The sequence below is a fragment of the Aeromonas sp. FDAARGOS 1404 genome, assembly GCF_019047085.1.
Taxonomy (GTDB): Bacteria; Pseudomonadota; Gammaproteobacteria; order Enterobacterales; family Aeromonadaceae; genus Aeromonas; species Aeromonas veronii.
Map to the genome: position 1 here is coordinate 2,716,412 of NZ_CP077237.1, position 16,603 is coordinate 2,733,014.

General features: G+C 61.3%; 16 protein-coding genes. 12 read left to right on the plus strand and 4 right to left on the minus strand.

From position 1 onward, the window contains the following. Positions 1 to 40 precede the first annotated feature (40 nt). From mreC to tldD, 9 genes are all read left to right on the plus strand, one after another. Positions 41 to 931: a rod shape-determining protein MreC gene (gene mreC, locus I6L34_RS12645; RefSeq protein ID WP_005340053.1), complete on the plus strand. Its 891-nt coding sequence runs from the start codon at positions 41 to 43 to the stop codon at positions 929 to 931. Further along, positions 931 to 1,416, plus strand: a complete 486-nt coding sequence (mreD, locus tag I6L34_RS12650; protein ID WP_005340054.1) for a rod shape-determining protein MreD — start codon at positions 931 to 933, stop codon at positions 1,414 to 1,416. Before mreC ends, mreD begins: the two co-directional genes overlap by 1 nt. A 2-nt stretch (positions 1,417 to 1,418) precedes the next feature. Further along, positions 1,419 to 2,006 carry a nucleoside triphosphate pyrophosphatase gene (locus tag I6L34_RS12655; RefSeq protein ID WP_005340055.1) on the plus strand — a complete coding sequence of 196 codons (588 nt, stop codon included), beginning with the start codon at positions 1,419 to 1,421 and terminating at the stop codon, positions 2,004 to 2,006. Between the two features lie 95 nt (positions 2,007 to 2,101). Further along, on the plus strand, positions 2,102 to 3,571 hold the full coding sequence (gene rng / locus I6L34_RS12660; protein WP_005340056.1) for a ribonuclease G: 1,470 nt from the start codon (positions 2,102 to 2,104) through the stop codon (positions 3,569 to 3,571). Beyond that, positions 3,572 to 7,465 (plus strand): YhdP family protein, encoded by a 3,894-nt coding sequence (locus I6L34_RS12665; RefSeq protein WP_216954787.1) that lies wholly within the window; start codon positions 3,572 to 3,574, stop codon positions 7,463 to 7,465. Between the two features lie 34 nt (positions 7,466 to 7,499). Beyond that, positions 7,500 to 7,832, plus strand: coding sequence for a Dabb family protein (locus tag I6L34_RS12670; protein ID WP_216954788.1), 333 nt, complete (start codon positions 7,500 to 7,502; stop codon positions 7,830 to 7,832). After that, positions 7,829 to 8,416 (plus strand): nucleotidyltransferase domain-containing protein, encoded by a 588-nt coding sequence (locus tag I6L34_RS12675; protein ID WP_216954789.1) that lies wholly within the window; start codon positions 7,829 to 7,831, stop codon positions 8,414 to 8,416. Before I6L34_RS12670 ends, I6L34_RS12675 begins: the two co-directional genes overlap by 4 nt. Before the next feature lie 19 nt (positions 8,417 to 8,435). Next, positions 8,436 to 9,242, plus strand: coding sequence for a carbon-nitrogen hydrolase family protein (locus I6L34_RS12680; protein WP_058056311.1), 807 nt, complete (start codon positions 8,436 to 8,438; stop codon positions 9,240 to 9,242). A 133-nt stretch (positions 9,243 to 9,375) separates the two neighbouring features. Next, a complete protein-coding gene (tldD, locus tag I6L34_RS12685; protein ID WP_216954790.1) occupies positions 9,376 to 10,824 on the plus strand; it encodes a metalloprotease TldD in 1,449 nt (482 codons plus the stop codon). A gap of 132 nt (positions 10,825 to 10,956) precedes the next feature. Here the strand turns inward: tldD and I6L34_RS12690 are convergent, their stop codons facing one another. From I6L34_RS12690 to I6L34_RS12700, 3 genes are all read right to left on the minus strand, one after another. Next, positions 10,957 to 11,160, minus strand: coding sequence for a hypothetical protein (locus I6L34_RS12690; protein WP_005340062.1), 204 nt, complete (start codon positions 11,158 to 11,160; stop codon positions 10,957 to 10,959). Between the two features lie 159 nt (positions 11,161 to 11,319). Further along, positions 11,320 to 12,042 carry a MarC family NAAT transporter gene (locus I6L34_RS12695; protein WP_108612743.1) on the minus strand — a complete coding sequence of 241 codons (723 nt, stop codon included), beginning with the start codon at positions 12,040 to 12,042 and terminating at the stop codon, positions 11,320 to 11,322. A gap of 138 nt (positions 12,043 to 12,180) precedes the next feature. Next, positions 12,181 to 13,500, minus strand: coding sequence for an MFS transporter (locus I6L34_RS12700; RefSeq protein WP_216954791.1), 1,320 nt, complete (start codon positions 13,498 to 13,500; stop codon positions 12,181 to 12,183). A 166-nt stretch (positions 13,501 to 13,666) separates the two neighbouring features. Here I6L34_RS12700 and I6L34_RS12705 point away from each other — a divergent pair, with 166 nt between their 5' ends. Then, positions 13,667 to 14,341 (plus strand): adenine nucleotide alpha hydrolase, encoded by a 675-nt coding sequence (locus tag I6L34_RS12705; protein ID WP_216951666.1) that lies wholly within the window; start codon positions 13,667 to 13,669, stop codon positions 14,339 to 14,341. Positions 14,342 to 14,447: 106 nt separating this feature from the next. Then, entirely contained in the window at positions 14,448 to 15,167 is a 720-nt protein-coding gene (gene aphA / locus I6L34_RS12710) for an acid phosphatase AphA (RefSeq protein WP_005348672.1), read from the plus strand. A gap of 72 nt (positions 15,168 to 15,239) precedes the next feature. Here aphA and I6L34_RS12715 read toward each other — a convergent pair whose 3' ends face one another. Then, positions 15,240 to 15,506: a hypothetical protein gene (locus I6L34_RS12715; protein ID WP_005348674.1), complete on the minus strand. Its 267-nt coding sequence runs from the start codon at positions 15,504 to 15,506 to the stop codon at positions 15,240 to 15,242. Positions 15,507 to 15,675: 169 nt separating this feature from the next. Between I6L34_RS12715 and I6L34_RS12720 the strand changes: the two genes are divergently transcribed. Continuing rightward, entirely contained in the window at positions 15,676 to 16,497 is an 822-nt protein-coding gene (locus I6L34_RS12720) for an HDOD domain-containing protein (RefSeq protein WP_005357745.1), read from the plus strand. Positions 16,498 to 16,603: the final 106 nt, after the last annotated feature.

Genomic DNA, 16,603 nt, shown 5'->3' on the forward strand with positions numbered 1-16,603 from the left:
CCCAAAGCCGGCCAGCGTGCCGGCTCTTTTTTGACGACCCATGAAACCCATTTTTGGTAGAGGCCCTTCGCTTCAGTTACGGTTGTTTCTCGCCGTCATCATCTCCATCGCTGCCATCGTCGCGGATTCCCGCTTCGGTGTGTTTACCCATGTCCGCGTCTACCTCAGTTCGTTAGTCAGTCCCCTGCAATACATGGCCAATGCGCCGGGTACCCTGCTCGACACCATGTCGACCCAGGTGCAGACCCGCGCCGATCTCATCGAGCAGACCAAACAGCAGGAGCAACAGCTGTTTACCCTGCGTGCCCGTCTGCTCAAAATGGATCAGCTGGAACACGAGAATCAGCGGCTGCGTGAGCTGCTGGGTTCGCCGGTGCACAAGGAATCCCGCAAGATGGTGGCCGAGCTGCTGTCGGTGGATTCCGACCCCTTCAGCCATCAGGTGCTGATCAACAAGGGGGCGCTGGATGGCGTCTACAACGGTCAGGCGGTGATCAACGATCAGGGTGTGATTGGTCAGGTGCTCCACGTGGGCTCCACCACCAGTCGCGTGCTGCTGATCACCGACTCCAGCCACGGCATTCCGGTGCGGGTGCTGCGCAACGACTTGCGCGCCATCGCTTCCGGCAGTGGCGAGCTCGACAAGCTTGAGCTGCGCAACCTGCCGCGCAATACCGATATTCAGGTGGGTGATCTGCTGGTCACCTCCGGTCTGGGTGGCCGATTCCCGGAAGGTTATCCGGTGGCGACTGTGACCCGCTCCGAGTATGTGGAGGGCAAGCCCTTTGCCCAGGTCGAGGCCAAGCCGCTGGTGGAGCTGGACAGGCTGCGCTATCTGCTGCTGCTGTGGACCGACAAGAAGCCTGAAGTACATGATGAGGATGGCGAACGGGCGGCTCCCGCTGCGTCCGCCGCAGGAGCCACCCGCTGATGCTAGAACCCGCCAGCGGCAGGATCTGGATCTGGATCTCGATCCTGCTGGCCTTGAGCCTGTCGATCCTGCCGCTTCCTTTTGAATTTGACCCCTTCCGTCCGGACTGGCTGGCCATGGTGCTCATCTACTGGGCACTGGCTTTGCCGCACCGGACCAACGTCGGCACCGCCTGGGTGGCGGGCCTGCTGCTGGATGTGCTGCTTGGCAGCACCCTCGGCGTGCGGGCGATGGCGATGGCCATTACCACCTATCTGGCGGCCTTCCAGTTCCAGAAGATCCGCAACTTCTCCCTCTGGCAGCAGGCACTGATCATCGGTGGCCTCTCGCTGGTGGGTAAAATGACGGTATTCTGGGCCGAGCATCTGTTCAGCCAGGCCAGCCTCAACTTCTCCTACTTTTGGTCGACGTTGACGACGATGCTAATATGGCCCTGGGTGTTTCTGGTGCTGCGCAAGGTGCGGCGCCGCTTCAATATCAGGTAAATATGAACAAAAACAACGAACCACAACTCTATCTCGCCTCGGCTTCTCCCCGTCGCCGTGAACTGCTGACCCAGATTGGCTACCGCTTCGAGGTGCTGAAACTGGATGTGCCCGAGCAGCGGGAAGAGGGTGAAAAGGCGCAGGATTATGTCTGCCGTCTCGCCCGTGACAAGGCGATGGCGGGCGTGGCGTGTGCGCCGACGGCGTTGCCGGTGCTGGGTGCCGACACCATAGTGGTGCTGGGCGACCGGGTACTGGAGAAACCGTCCGATCTGCTGGATGCCAAAGATATGCTGGAGTCCCTCTCCGGCAAGGTGCATCAGGTGATGACGGCGGTAGCGCTGGCCAGCAAGGATCGTTGTGACGTGCGTCTGGTCACCACCAACGTGGCGTTTCGCAAGCTGGACGAGGCCGAGATCGAGGCCTACTGGCAGACCGGTGAGCCCTGTGACAAGGCCGGGGCTTATGGCATTCAGGGTATTGCCGGCAAGTTTGTCAGCCGCATCGAAGGGAGCTATAGCGCCGTGGTCGGCCTGCCCCTGCTGGAGACAGACCTGCTGATCAAGCATCATCTGGAACAGCTCAAATAATTTCCCGTCAGCTGTGCTCTGCTGCGTTTCTCCCTTGCGCGCGTTGTACCGGATTGGCTCTATAGAATTCAAAACTGGAACAGGCAAGGTTACTTATGTCGGTAGAACTGCTGGTTAACGTTACCCCCTCCGAAACCCGGGTCGCTCTGGTCGAAAACGGTCTGCTGCAGGAAGTGCATGTAGAGCGTCAGGCCAAACGCGGCATCGTGGGCAATATCTACAAAGGCAAGATCAGTCGGGTACTCCCGGGGATGCAGGCGGCCTTCGTCGATATCGGCATGGACAAGGCGGCCTTTTTGCACGCCTCTGATATCGTCCCTCACACCGAGTGTGTGGCGGTGAAGGAGAAGGAGCAGTTCCAGGTCGGCAACATCGCCGAGCTGGTGCGTCAGGGGCAGGACATCATGGTGCAGGTGGTGAAAGATCCGCTGGGTACCAAGGGTGCCCGTCTCACTACCGATATCACCCTGCCATCCCGCTATCTGGTCTTTATGCCGGGCAGCGCCCACGTCGGCGTCTCCCAGCGTATCGAGTCCGAAGCGGAGCGGGAGCGCCTCAAGCGCACCGTGGCCGGTTATGTGGATGAGCTGGGTGGCTACATCATCCGCACCGCTGCCGAAGGGGTGGGGGAGCAGGAGCTGGAGCAGGATGCTGCCTTCCTGAAACGGCTGTGGCGCAAGATCCTCGAGCGCAAGCAGAAGTATCCACCCTGCAAGATCCTCTACGAGGATCCCAGTCTGGCATTCCGGGTAGTGCGTGACTTCGTCGGTGCCGAGCTCGACAAGATCCGCGTCGACTCGCGCCAGAGCTTCGATCAGCTCAAGCGCTTCACCGAGGAGTACGTGCCTGAGCTGGCCAGCAAGCTGGAGTACTACCCCGGCGAGTCGCCCATCTTCGATCTCTACGACGTGGAGAACGAGATCCAGCGGGCGCTGGAGCGCAAGGTGGAGCTGAAATCCGGCGGTTACCTCATCATCGACCAGACCGAAGCCATGACCACGGTGGATATCAACACAGGCGCCTTTGTCGGCCATCGCAATCTGGAAGAGACCATCTTCAATACCAACGTCGAGGCGACGGCGGCCATCGCCCGTCACCTGCGCCTGCGCAACCTTGGCGGCATCATCATCATCGACTTCATCGACATGCAGTCGGAAGATCACCGCCGCCGGGTGCTGCACAGCCTGGAGCAGGCGTTGTCCAAGGATCGCGCCAAGACCAACGTCAATGGCTTCTCCCAGCTCGGTCTGGTGGAGATGACCCGCAAGCGCACCCGCGAGAGTCTGGAGCATGTGCTCTGCTCCGAGTGCCCCGAGTGCAAGGGACGCGGCCGGGTCAAGACGGTGGAGTCGGTCTGCTTCGAGATCCTGCGGGAGATCATCCGGGTCAATCGTGCCTACGATGCGGATCAGTTCACCGTCTACGCGGCCCCGGCTGTGGCCGACTACCTCCATGGCGAGGAGTCCCACAGTCTGGCGGAGCTGGAAGTGTTCATCGGCAAGCAGGTGCGGGTAGTGAGCGAACCCCTCTGCGGTCAGGAGCAGTTCGACGTGGTGATGATGTAATTGGTCTATCGCTGGCTGAGTCGGGGCTGGTTGGCCCTGGGGGTCCTGTTCGTACTGATGGCCATGCTGGTCACCCTGGTACGGGTCGGGGGCCCTTTGCTGAATCAATACCGGGAGAGTCTGATCCACACTCTGCTGGGCGATTCACAACTCAAGGTCAGCGTGGAGCAAGTGGGGCTGGACTGGACACAGTCCGGGCCCGCCCTCGAACTGCAGCAACTCGCCATCGCCCCGGATTCGGGGCGTTTTGCCGTACAGCTCGGCAAAGCCTGGGTGCATCTCGACTTCTGGCGCACCATTAACGAGCTCAAGCCGGTGTTTGGCGAGCTGATCCTGAGCGATGGCGATATCACCATCGACTTGCGCCAACCGGCTGACGAGAGCCCCTCCGGCGATCCCCAGCAGGGAGCCCTGCTGCGCTTTCTGCTGACCCAGCTCTCCACCTTCGATGTGCACAACACCCGCCTCAGCGTCACCACCTCCCTCGGTGATCTGCGCGCCCTCGACATCGCCCAACTGCGCTGGCAGAACCGTGGCAAGCGCCATCAGGGGGTCGGCAAGGCTTATCTCATCAACGGGGTGGGCGAGAGCACCCTCGATCTGATTCTGGATGTGGACGCCCCGACTGCCCGGCTCGATCGCCTCAAGGGTCAGCTCTATCTGGGGGCCCGCCAGCTCGATATCACCCCGACCCTGGCCAAAATCCATGCGGGCGAACCCAAGGTTGCCGGTCAGCTCGACTTCCAGCTCTGGAGCGAGTTTGACAGCGGCAAGCTGGGCAATACCCTGCTGGCGTTTGGCAACAACTACCTGATCTGGAAGGATCCCAAGAAAGGGGAGATGCACCGTTTCGGTCTCGATGGTGGCAAGATCCAGCTGCGCCGTGAGGGCACCGACTGGCAACTGGCGAGCCATAACGTCACCTTCAAGCTGGATGGCAAACCCTGGTTGCAGAGCCGCTTGCAGCTGGAGCGGATCGGGGATCGGGTGCAGGGCTATCTGCCCAGTATTGAGTTCGACAAGATCACCCAGATCAGTCAGCTGGTCTCGGCGCTCTACCCCACACTCTGCGAGACCCTGCGCCAGACCAATCCGCAGGGTTCGGTGCAGGAGCTGACGCTGCTGGCCAATGCCGACTGGCAGGAGCTCTCCCTCAGTGGCCGCTTCAGCAAGGTGCGTCTCAAGGCCTGGCAGGATATACCCGGGATGCAGGATCTCAACGGCGAGTTCTGGCTTACCCCTACCGGCGGTAGTGCCAGATTGGCGCTGGCGAACGACAAGGTGGATCCCGCCCGTCACTTCAAGGTGCCAATCCCGGTCGACCACTTCTCGGCCCGCCTCGACTGGTGGCGTGAGGAACAGGGCTGGGTGCTCTACGGGCAGGATATCGCGCTGGATAACCCGGATCTGACCCTGGCCAGCCGTTTCCGCCTCGATCTGTTCGAGCACCCTTTCCTGGCCCTGACCGGCCGCATCGATGTGAAGAATGCGGGCCATGCGGATCGCTACTTCCCGCTGCAGGCGATGGACAAGGGGCTGGTGGATTACCTGAGCGGCGCCATCAAGGGGGGCAAGGCCAAGGGGGCCGACCTGCTCTGGTATGGCGAGTTCAGGGACTTTCCCTACGACAACGGCAAGGGCATCTTCCAGGTGGCGGTGCCGCTGGAGCAGGCCATCTACGAATTCTTCCCCGGTTGGCAACCGCTCACCGACCTGCAGATCGATCTCTTGTTCCAGAATGCCGGTCTCGATATGCGCAGCCGCTCCACCAAACTCGGCAAGGCGAGCTCCGACTCGGTGCATGCCTGGATCCCGGCTCTCTCCCCCGGTGCCCACCTCTATGTGGATGCCAAGGTGCAGGGAGAGGGCAAGGCCATCAGCGACTACCTGCAGGACTCTCCGCTGGGCAGTTCGGTAGGTCAGGCGCTGCGGGAGATCGAGATCCGCGGCCCGATGGCAGGATCGGTCAAGCTCGACATTCCTCTCGATGGCGAGAGCGAGGTCAAGGCGAGCGGCGATGCCACCTTCAGCAACAACAAGGTGCGGGTTGCCAGTCTGGATCTGCCGCTGGAGAAGGTGCAGGGACGCCTCGAATATGACAACGAACAGACCCGTTTCAGTAACCTCAAGGCGAGCCTGTGGAACCAGCCGTTGACCCTCGACTATCAGGGGCGCCAGCATCCGGATCACTATCAGGTCGACCTCGATTTCAAGGGGCAATGGGATAGCCGCCGCCAACCCGCCGCCATCTCTTCATTCGGCATTCTCAACGGCCGCAGTAACTGGGGCGGCAAGCTCGGGTTGACCCTGCCCGACAGCAAGCCATTTAGTTTCCAGCTGGCGCTCGACTCCAACCTGCAGGGGATGGGGCTGGATCTGCCGCTGCCGCTGGCCAAGAGCAGTGCCAGCCGGCTACCGCTCAAGGTGCTCGCCCGTGGCCGGGATGGCAGCGCCGACATTCGTGCCGTACTGGGGGCTGATGTGGATATGCAGACCCGACTGGTCTACGGCGAAGGGGTACCTTATCTCAGCCGGGTGCGGGTCGATGTGGGCCAGCCGGGCGCCCGGGTAATGCGCGATGCCCCCATGCTGCTCGCCATCAACCAGCAGGAGGCCGATGTCGGTGGCTGGCTGGCCAGACTCAAGCAGTGGTTGCCAGCGCAGAACCAGACCGGCAATGCGGTGGTTGGCCCGGCCTTCCTGCCGCAGGAGTGGTGGGTGGATGGACAGCTGGCTCGCGCCTATATCGGCAGTGCCACCCTCAAGGCGGCGCGTTTCACCGTGGGGCCGACCAATCAGGCGACCGAAGTGATGATCGACAGCCCCGATGTGATGGGGGTGATCCGCCTGCCTGCAGTAGCCAATCGTCCGGTGGATGCCAAGTTTGCCCGTATCTACTGGTCCGGCAAGAGTTCGGATCTCAGCCCGGATCCCGATGCCAAGCAGGACAACGCCATCATGGCATCCATCCCCTGGTTGAAGGTGAGTTGCGTCGATTGCCGCTTTGGCGAGCTACCTCTTGGGGAAGTGAAAGGGGAGCTGGTGCCCGGCGCCAACAAGGTGACCCTCAAGGGGCTGGATGTGCGGCTGGCGGGGAGTCAGCTCACCGGCAGCGTCGACTGGCTGGCCAATGGCAACCGGATGCAGACCCGCGCGCGTGGCAAGCTGACCAGCAACAACAGCGAACTGCTGCTCAAGCGGCTCGGCTACACCTCGCCCATCGGCGATGCCCCCGGGTCCCTCGCTTTTGATCTGAACTGGCAGGATGTGCCCTATCGCCCGAGCCTGCCGACTCTGGGGGGAAGTGCCAACTATCGGCTGGAGGGCGGCACCCTGCGGGAGGTCAACGACAAGGGGGCGCGACTGCTCTCCCTGCTCAGTCTCGACTCCCTGCTGCGCAAGCTGCGGCTCGATTTTCGCGATGTGTTCGACAAGGGCTTCTACTTCGAATCCATGTCCGCCTCTGCCACCATCAAGCAGGGGCAGGTCAGCAACGATGATTTCTATATGAAGGGGGCGGCAGGCAACCTGCGCGGCGAGGGGATCGCCGATCTGGTGCGCTGGCGGCTCGACTACGAGCTGAGCTTCTCTCCCAATCTGGGGGGCACCCTGCCGGTGGTGGCGGCCTTCTCCATCACGCCGGTCACGGGTCTCTATGTGCTGGCCCTCTCCAAACTGCTGGAGCCGGTGGTGGATGTGGTGACTCGCATCGATTTTCGCATCTCGGGCCCGCTCGACGCACCCAAGCTGATCGAGGCGGGACGAGATCGCGCGCGCATCAAGCTCAACCAGCAGCAGAAAGAGGCGGTTGACGCCGTTGCTCCCAGCTTGCCGACCCAAGAGGTGACCCCTTTCCTGCTGAGCCCCAAACACGCTGGGCCGGCTCAGCGCTAAACGAGCGGCCCGGCATCATCACAAGGAGTGAGCCATGATCCGACATATCCTGCTGATCGCCTTCAAGCCGGGCACCCAGCCTGCCCGGATAGATGCGGTGCGTAACGCTTTTCTCGCCATTCCCCATCAGGTCAGCGGCGTGATCGCTGTGGAGTGGGGTCGGGATGACAGCCCGGAGGGGCGAGCCGAGGGGTTTACCCACAGCGTACTGATGACCTTCGCCGACGAAGCGGCCCGCCAGCGCTATCTGCCCCATCCTGATCACGATGCCCTCAAGGCCATCTTCCGCCCTGTGCTGGAGCGCATCATAGTGCTGGATTACACCCTGCAGGCGGGGGATCGGGTTGTGCCAGAGGGGCCGTTATGATGGTGGATGAGCACTGGGCTGCCATCCCTCCACTGCAGCGCGCACTGCTGGAATCGGTTATGAAACATGGCGCAGCTCATCCTGCGATTGATGCCGGGGTAGTGGTTGGGTCGCTCGCCAAGGGCAAGGCAGACCGGGTATCCGATGTCGATCTCTTGCTGCTGGCCGAGCCGGGCTTCCATAAGCAGGGAGACGAACTGGTGCGCACCATTGTGGGGGATCGGCCCATCTTTCACTGCTGGCAAGGAAGACATGAAGAGGTCTGTTCATACTGGCGCGTCATCTTCCTCGACATGTCCAGCATCGAGATCCATATCCTTGATCGGGGGGCTGAGTTCCCCCTTGCCAAACCTTACTTGCCACTGTTCGATAAAACCTCCTCCCTTGGTGCGCTTGAGGTAGCTGGCCCCGCCCCAAGCCATTGGGACTTTCCTGCCTATATGGCCGAAGGGGATGGGCTGGTGTGGGAGTTGTTCGATTGCCTCAAATGGGCGGAACGGGGCCAGCGTGGCTTGGTCAGGCATCATCTTCGCAAGCTGCTGGCCGAGATGGATAAAGACCCGAATATTGTGGATCGCGATTAACGCGGACAAGGAGAGAGTCATGTGGTTAGCCGCAATACAGCTGGTATCTGGCCGTCACTGGCAGGATAACCGGGAGCAGATCGCCGCCGAACTGGCGGCCTTGCCCAAAGAGCGGCCGCTGCTGGTGCTGCTGCCGGAGAACTTCGCCCTGTTTGGCGAACGGCAGGGTTATCTGGATGGGGCCGAGGCCATAGGTGAGGGCCCGATCCAGCAGCAACTGGCTGAATGGGCCCGCGATTACGGCATCTGGCTGGTGGCCGGGGCTATGCCGACCACCATCGCAGGTTCCGACCATATCCACACCAGCTCGCTGGTGTTTGACCCCAGCGGTGAGCTCAGGGGCCACTACCACAAGATCCACCTGTTCGACGTGGATGTGGCGGACAATCACGGTCGCTACCGTGAGTCGGAGACCTTCAGCCCGGGGGAGGCGCCTGTGTTGGTGGACTCTCCCTTTGGTCCCCTCGGCCTCTCGATCTGTTATGATCTGCGCTTTCCCGAGCTCTACCGCCAGTTGGCCCGTGCTGGTGCTCGCGTGCTGCTGGTGCCTGCCGCCTTTACCGCCGTGACCGGCGAGGCGCACTGGGAGCCGCTGCTGCGGGCTCGCGCCATCGAAAACCAGTGCTACGTAGTCGCTGCTAACCAAGGCGGCACTCACGAGACAGGGCGCCAGACCTGGGGCCACAGCATGGTGATCGACCCCTGGGGCCGGGTGCTGGCGAGCAAAGAGTCCGGGCGCGGTACTGTGCTGGCGCAGATGGAGCCCGGGCTTATCGACGAATTGAAACGCACCATGCCAGTGCTGCAACACGCCCGTTTGCTCTGATGGTGTGGTGAAAAATTGAAACGCAGCCGTTTGCCCGTGCTGGAGCATGCCCGTTTGTTGTGATGGTGTGGCTTGTTGCCAACCCGTCGGCAAGACGATTTAAAACAGCTCGTTACGAGAGTGGAGAAGAAGATTGAGTCTATTGAGCCAGGTTAGTGCCTCCCTGTTGGCCCCGAACGACCTCGACGAAGGGCGCCTGCAGCAGCTGCTCGGCAGCCTGATGAGCCATCAGGTGGAGTTCGGCGATCTCTATTTCCAGCGCAGCTGGCACGAGTCCTGGATGCTGGAAGATGGCATCGTCAAGGATGGCAGCTACAACATCGATCAGGGGGTCGGGGTGCGCGCCGTTAGCGGCGAGAAGACTGGCTTCGCCTACTCGGACGAGCTGAGCCTGCTGGCGCTGCAACAGTCGGTGACTGCCGCTCGCGGCATCGCCGCAGCCGGTGCTCACGGCAAGGTGAAGGCGTGGGCCCGCACCGAAGCGAACCTGCTCTATCCGGCCATGGATCCGCTGCAGACCCTCGACAAGCACCAGAAGATCGCCCTGCTGGAGCAGATGGACAAGTTCGCCAGAAGTCTGGATCCCGCCATCAATCAGGTGATGGCCTCCATCAGCGGTGTCTACGAAGAGGTGCTGGTGGCCGCGACCGACGGCACCCTGGTCGCCGATGTGCGCCCGCTGGTGCGTCTGTCGGTGACCGTGATCGCCGAGAAGGGCGATCGCCGTGAGCGTGGCAGTGCCGGCGGCGGCGGCCGCTTTGGTTACGACTGGTTCCTCGAACTGGACGGGCTGGAGAGCCGTGCCTTTGGCTATGTGCGTGAAGCGGTGCGTCAGGCGCTGGTCAATCTGGAAGCCATCGACGCGCCAGCCGGCACCATGCCGGTGGTGTTGGGCTCCGGCTGGCCTGGCGTGCTGCTGCACGAGGCGGTAGGTCATGGTCTGGAGGGGGATTTCAACCGCAAGGGATCTTCCGCGTTTGCCGGTCGCATCGGCGAGCAGGTGGCCTCCAAGCACTGCACCATCGTCGATGACGGCACCCTGCCGGGTCGGCGCGGCTCCGTCTCCATCGACGACGAGGGGACACCGGGTGGCTACAACGTGCTGATCGAGAACGGCATCCTCAAGGGTTACCTGCAGGACAAGCAGAACGCCCGTCTGATGGGGGTGCCGCTCACCGGCAACGGTCGCCGCGAATCCTACGCCGCCATGCCGATGCCGCGCATGACCAACACCTATATGCTGGCGGGTCAGTATGATCCGGCGGAGATCATCGCCTCGGTGAAGAAGGGGATCTATGCCCCCAACTTCGGCGGCGGCCAGGTGGACATCACCTCCGGCAAGTTTGTCTTCTCCGCCTCCGAGGCCTACCTCATCGAGGATGGCAAGATCACTGCCCCCATCAAGGGCGCGACCCTGATCGGCAATGGCCCCGAAGCGATGAGCCAGGTCTCCATGGTGGGCTGCGATCTTGCGCTGGATCGCGGTGTCGGCATCTGCGGCAAGGAGGGGCAGAGCGTGCCGGTCGGTGTCGGCCAACCCACCCTCAAACTGGATCAGCTCACCGTGGGTGGCACTTCGTAGGTTCGAGTTAGCAGCGCAGCGGCGTAACCCGACGCATTCAAACCCCGGCTCTTGCCGGGGTTTTGCTATTCAGGGAACCACAGGCAACAAAAAGCCCCGGTCGTTGGACCGGGGCTGGCGGGTTATTCGGTATCAGTTGACGGATATGGCGCGGGCGTCGATGAAATAGCGAGCGTTACCCTGTTTGTCGATCTGGATTTTGGCAACCAGTTGCTCTTGATCTTTATATTCCCAGCGTTGCTCGATCTTGGCGAGGGATGGGCTCGCAATCCCAACCACGTTCAGGTACTCGTGAAACAGGCTATGGCTCCCTATTTCGGTCAGCATCTTGTCCATCTGCATACTCTCCTGAAGTTGAGTGGGTATTCATCAACAAACCTATCAGCGTCCATCTGAATACAGTCTGTATGAAAAACAAACTAACTCATTTGTGTGTCAATAACATGATCAGGAACAAGATCAGTGCAGATCGTCAGGGACTTTTTGATACCGTTTTCAATCAGAGCTGGTGGGCTTCTGCGGCAACTGATCAAACGTGCCGGAAGCCTTTGGTAGCGCCGGTGCGGTTTGCACGGTCTGGCCGCCGTGGAAGACCGGATCCTGTGCCACTTCCTTGATGCCGTTGATGCAAAACTGCATACCCATGCAGACCAGCAGGAAGCCCATGATGCGGGTCATGGCATCGATGCCGGTGGCGCCCAGGATCTTGCAGACCGGATCCGCCAGCTTCAATACCCCCCAGCTGATCAGGCTCATCAGGGCAAATGCCGTTACCACACCGGCGTAGATGGTGAGGCGGTTGTACTCGTCAGGCAGCTCGGCAATCTGGGCTGCCCCGCTTATCACCAGCGCCATGGTACCTGGCCCGCACATGCTTGGCATGGTGAGCGGTACGAAGGCAATGCTCTGGTTTATATCGACCCCGCTCTGCTGGCTGGGGGCGGGGAACAGCATGCGAAAGCCGATAAAGCCGATGATGAGGCCACCGGCCAGGCGCAAGCCCGGAATGGAGATCCCGAACAGGTCCAGGATCGAGGATCCGATAAAGAAGGTGATGCAGAGGGTGCAGAACAGATAGATGGCGGCCAGATTGACCTGACGGCGCACGTGTTCGCGCGACATCCCCTTGCTCAGTCCCAGCAGCAGGGTGGCCGTGGTGGGCGGGTTGACCATGGGCAGCAGCGCCAGCAAGGTGAGTAATACGACCTGAAAGAACATCTTGAGCCTCGGATAAAGAGTGGGAAGCCATGGGGCGATGCGGGTGGCAGGCCCCAGAGGGAGGCTATCTTATGCTGGCGAAACTGAACATAAGCAGTACAAAAAAGCCCCGGCAGATGCCGGGGCGTGTTGTTCGGGTCAGGCCGCTTGCGGTGCTTGCTGTTGCCGGATGGCCCGTTGCTGGAACCAGAGCCAGAGACCGATGGCGAAACCCAGCACTGACAGACTCACCACATAGTGGGAGGGGGCCAGCATGTCGCTCTTCATCCAGAGGGTCACCGCCATCGGGGTGAGGCCGCCGAAGATGGCGTAGGCCACGTTGTAGGAGAACGACAGACCGGAGAAGCGCACCACCGGCGGGAAGGCGTTGACCATCACGTAAGGCACGGCGCCGACAATCCCGACCGCAAAGCCTGCCAGCATGTAGAGCGGCACCAGCTGGCTAGTACCGGCCGCCAGACCGTGATAGAAGGCGTAGCTGGAGCCCGCCAGCAGCAGGGAGCCGAACATGAAGGTGAGACCGCTGCCCAGCAGGTCGATCAGTCGGCCATAGACGATACAGCCGAGGGTCAGGGCCACGATGGCCAGCGAATTGGCGGTCAGGGCGTCGGCCGGGCTGATGCCATAGACCTTCTGCAGATAGGTGGGGGTCATCAGGATCACCACCACGATACCGGCGGAGAGCAGCCAGGTGAGCAGCATGGAGACCACCACGCTGCTCTTGTGGTTGCGCAGCACTGACTTGAGGGGCAGTTCGTCAGCCAGGGTCTTGTTGGCTTTCATCTCGGCGAAGACCGGGGTCTCGTGCAACCAGCGCCGCAGGTACATGGCGACGATGCCGAAGATACCGCCCAGCAGGAAGGGCACTCGCCAGCCCCAGTCACTCACTTCGGCCGGGGTCAGGCTCTTGTTGACCGCAGTGGCGATCAGGGAGCCGAGCAGGATGCCGGCCGTCAATCCCGCCGTGAGCGTGCCGCAGGCGACCCCAACCCGACGGGCAGGGACGTGCTCGGCGACAAACACCCATGCGCCCGGCACTTCACCGCCGATGGCGGCGCCTTGCAGGATCCGCAGTCCCAGCAGGGCGATGGGGGCGCCGATGCCGAGCACTGCATAGGTGGGCAGCAGACCGATCAACAGGGTCGGCAGCGCCATCATGATGATGCTGAGGGTGAACATCCGCTTGCGACCGATGAGATCGCCAAAGTGGGCCATAATGATGCCGCCGAGCGGGCGGGCCAGATAACCGGCGGCGAAGATGCCGAAGGTCTGGAACTGGCGCAACCACTCGGGAATATCTGCCGGGAAGAACAGCTCGCCGATGGCCACGGCGAAGAAGACGAAGATGATGAAGTCGTAAAACTCCAGCGCACCGCCGAGGGCAGCCAGACTCAGGGTTTTGTAATCCTGTCGATTGAGGGGGCGGGCGTGATCGTGTTGTTGTGTGCTTGTGGTCATATCCGTATGTTTCCCATCGGTTTTTTTAGTTATTGTCACCCCGTGCAAGGGGCATATACAGGTGATCGAGAGTATGCTGCCTGCCTCTTGTGTGTAAATCGCGCAATTCGCAACACTGTCTTGCATCTTTTTGGGGCAATCCGAATGCCCCGCTGGCGGAGGAATGATGGAAAAGAAACGGGTACTGCTCTCCTGGAGCAGCGGCAAGGATTGCGCATGGGCACTGCATCAGTTGCGGCAAGATCCTGCCATCGAGGTGGTGGGGCTGTTTACCACCCTCAATCAGGCATTCGAGCGGGTGGCGATGCACGGGGTGCGCAAGCAGCTGTTGACCGAGCAGGCCGCCTGCGTCGGGCTGCCCCTTACCACCATCGATCTGCCCTGGCCCTGCAGCAACGAGGATTACGCCCGCATCATGACCGGCTTTATCGCTGATGTGGTGGCACAGGGGATCCGCCATATGGCCTTTGGCGACTTGTTCCTCGAGGATGTGCGCGCCTACCGGGAGAAACAGTTGGCCGGTACCGGCATCGAGCCGCTCTTCCCGCTCTGGGGCAGCAACACCAGGGAGCTGGCGCAGCAGATGATGACGGTGGGGTTGAAGGCGAAGATCAGCACCCTGGATCCGAAAAAGCTGGATGGTGCGCTGGGGGGCCATGAGTTTGACGAGGCACTGCTGGCGGCGTTGCCGGAGGGCGTTGACCCATGTGGCGAGAACGGCGAGTTTCACACCCTGGCCTATGATGGCCCCATGTTCTCCCGTCCGCTCGGCATTCGGGTCGGCGAGACAGTGCTGCGCGATGGCTTTGTCTTTACCGATTTGCTGCCAATCAAGGATTAATTATCGGGCGTCAAATGCTCCCTTTTGCAGGAGTATTCACAGATTTGAGGGGCGGGATGGGGGCACTATTGGCCCCCTCTTTTGATTCAAGATGACAACCTGCCTTATGAAACATTTCTCTCGTCCGGCGCTGCTTGCCTCCTTGCTGGCTGCCGCCCTCTCTCTGCCTGCTGTGGCGGGTCAAGCCGCTACCGTTCAGCCAATCCCTGCCGGTGTCACCACCGTCACCTTGGCCCAGCAGGCGCCGATCCACTGGGTGTCGGTGGAGCAGATTGCCAAGAGTCTGGATGGCCTGCCGCCGATGGCGGTCGGGTTTGATATCGACGATACCCTGCTCTTCTCCAGTCCGGGCTTCTATCGCGGCAAACAGGAGTTCTCGCCCAACGACGAGAGCTATCTGAAGAACCCCGCCTTCTGGGAGAAGATGAACAATGGCTGGGATGCGTTCAGCATGCCGAAAGAGGTGGGCAAGGCGCTCATCGCCATGCATCTCAAGCGCGGTGACCACATCTATTTCGTCACCGGCCGCTCGGCCACCAAGACCGAAACCGTGAGCCAGACCCTGCAGCAGACCATGAATATTCCGGCCGACCAGCTCAATCCGGTGATCTTCGCCGGTGATCAGCCGGGCCAGAACACCAAGGTGCAGTGGCTCAAGGATAAGCAGATGAAGCTCTTCTACGGCGACGCCGATGGGGATATCAAGGCGGCGCAGGAGGTCGGCATTCGCGGCATTCGTCTGCTGCGGGCCGCCAACTCCAGCTATCGGCCACTGCCGTTGGCAGGGGCGCTGGGGGAAGAGGTGATCATCAACTCCCAGTTCTGATCCGGAGCGGATCCATGCAAAAGGGCGGGGCCATTGGCACCCGCCCTTTTTGCATCCGTCATCCAGCTCGGGTCAGTCGTCTGCCCACGGCATCTCGGGCAGGCTGTCGAGGAACTCGCCGTAACGGGTCAGATTGAAGGGGCCCTGATCGGCCTCCATCGCCATCAGCTCGGCCCCGAGGGCGCAGGCGATATATTGCAGCGCCTCTTCCCGCGGGGTGCCCTTCATTACCAGCCGCATCAGGGTCGCCTTCACATGGGGCGGGTGGCCGTCGTTGAGCTGGTTCTCCACCATCTCCAGCAGCGCGTCTTCATCAAAAAATTCCTGAGTGTCGTTCATGGGATATCCGCAACAGTGAATGTGGCGGCCAGTATAGCCTGAATGTGACTAACACCTTGAATGACCAGCGAATAAACAATCCGATGGGGAGGCCATTTGTTACCCATAATTAGGAGGAGTTTGCCAAGGCAAACAGGTTGGAACACAGATAACATGGATGGACACGCCTATGCCCACGATAGATTCCCTGCTGGCCGAGCCCAAGCTACTGCCCCAGATCCCGGAAGTGATGCGCGATTTGATCCAGACCTTCAATGAAAAGGATCCGGATCTGCTGAAGATCAGCAAGTTGATCAACAAGGACCCTGTCATCTCCGCCAAGTTGCTGCGGCTGGCCAACTCCGCCAAATTCGGCAGCAGTCGTCAGATCGGCACCGTCAATGAAGCCGCGGTGCGGCTTGGATTGGCGATGGTGCGCAACATGGTGCTGGCCTGCGGGCTCACCGAATCGGTCACTGCGGTGCCCGGCATTGACCTCAAACATTTCTGGGGCTGCGTCTTCAATGTGGCGGAGCTGGCGCGTCGTCTGGCGGTGAAGAAGGGGATGAAGGGGGATGAGGTCTTTACCTGCGCCCTGCTCTACGATCTTGGCCGACTGGTGATGCATGTGGGCCTGCCGGAAAACACCGTCCATCACATCCACGATCTGGAGTTGCACAAGGGACGGGCCAAGGCGGAAGAGCTGGTGGTCGGCTTCAACTATGCCCAGGTCGGGGCGGCCATGGCACGCTACTGGAAGTTCCCCGAGACCATCAGCAATGCGGTGGAGTATCACTACAACCCCATGCTGGCCAAGGAGTTCTCCGCCGAGGCTGGGCTTATCCATCTGGCGATCGTGCTGGCTGCGCAATCCGATGTGGGGGAAGAGGCGCCACCCGAGTGGCCCCACAAGGTGGCAGATGCGCTGGGGCTGAGCTGGGCCGATTGCGCCGCCCAGTTCACTGCGCTGCGCGAGCAGGGTAATGGCTACGCTGGGTTGCTGGCTGCCTGAGCCCGTTTATCCCATCTCATCAGGGGCCAACGCGGCCCCTTTTTCATGGCCGATGGTGCCACAGGCTTGCCAGCCCGGGAGTGACGGGGCACTCTTTGCCCTTCAC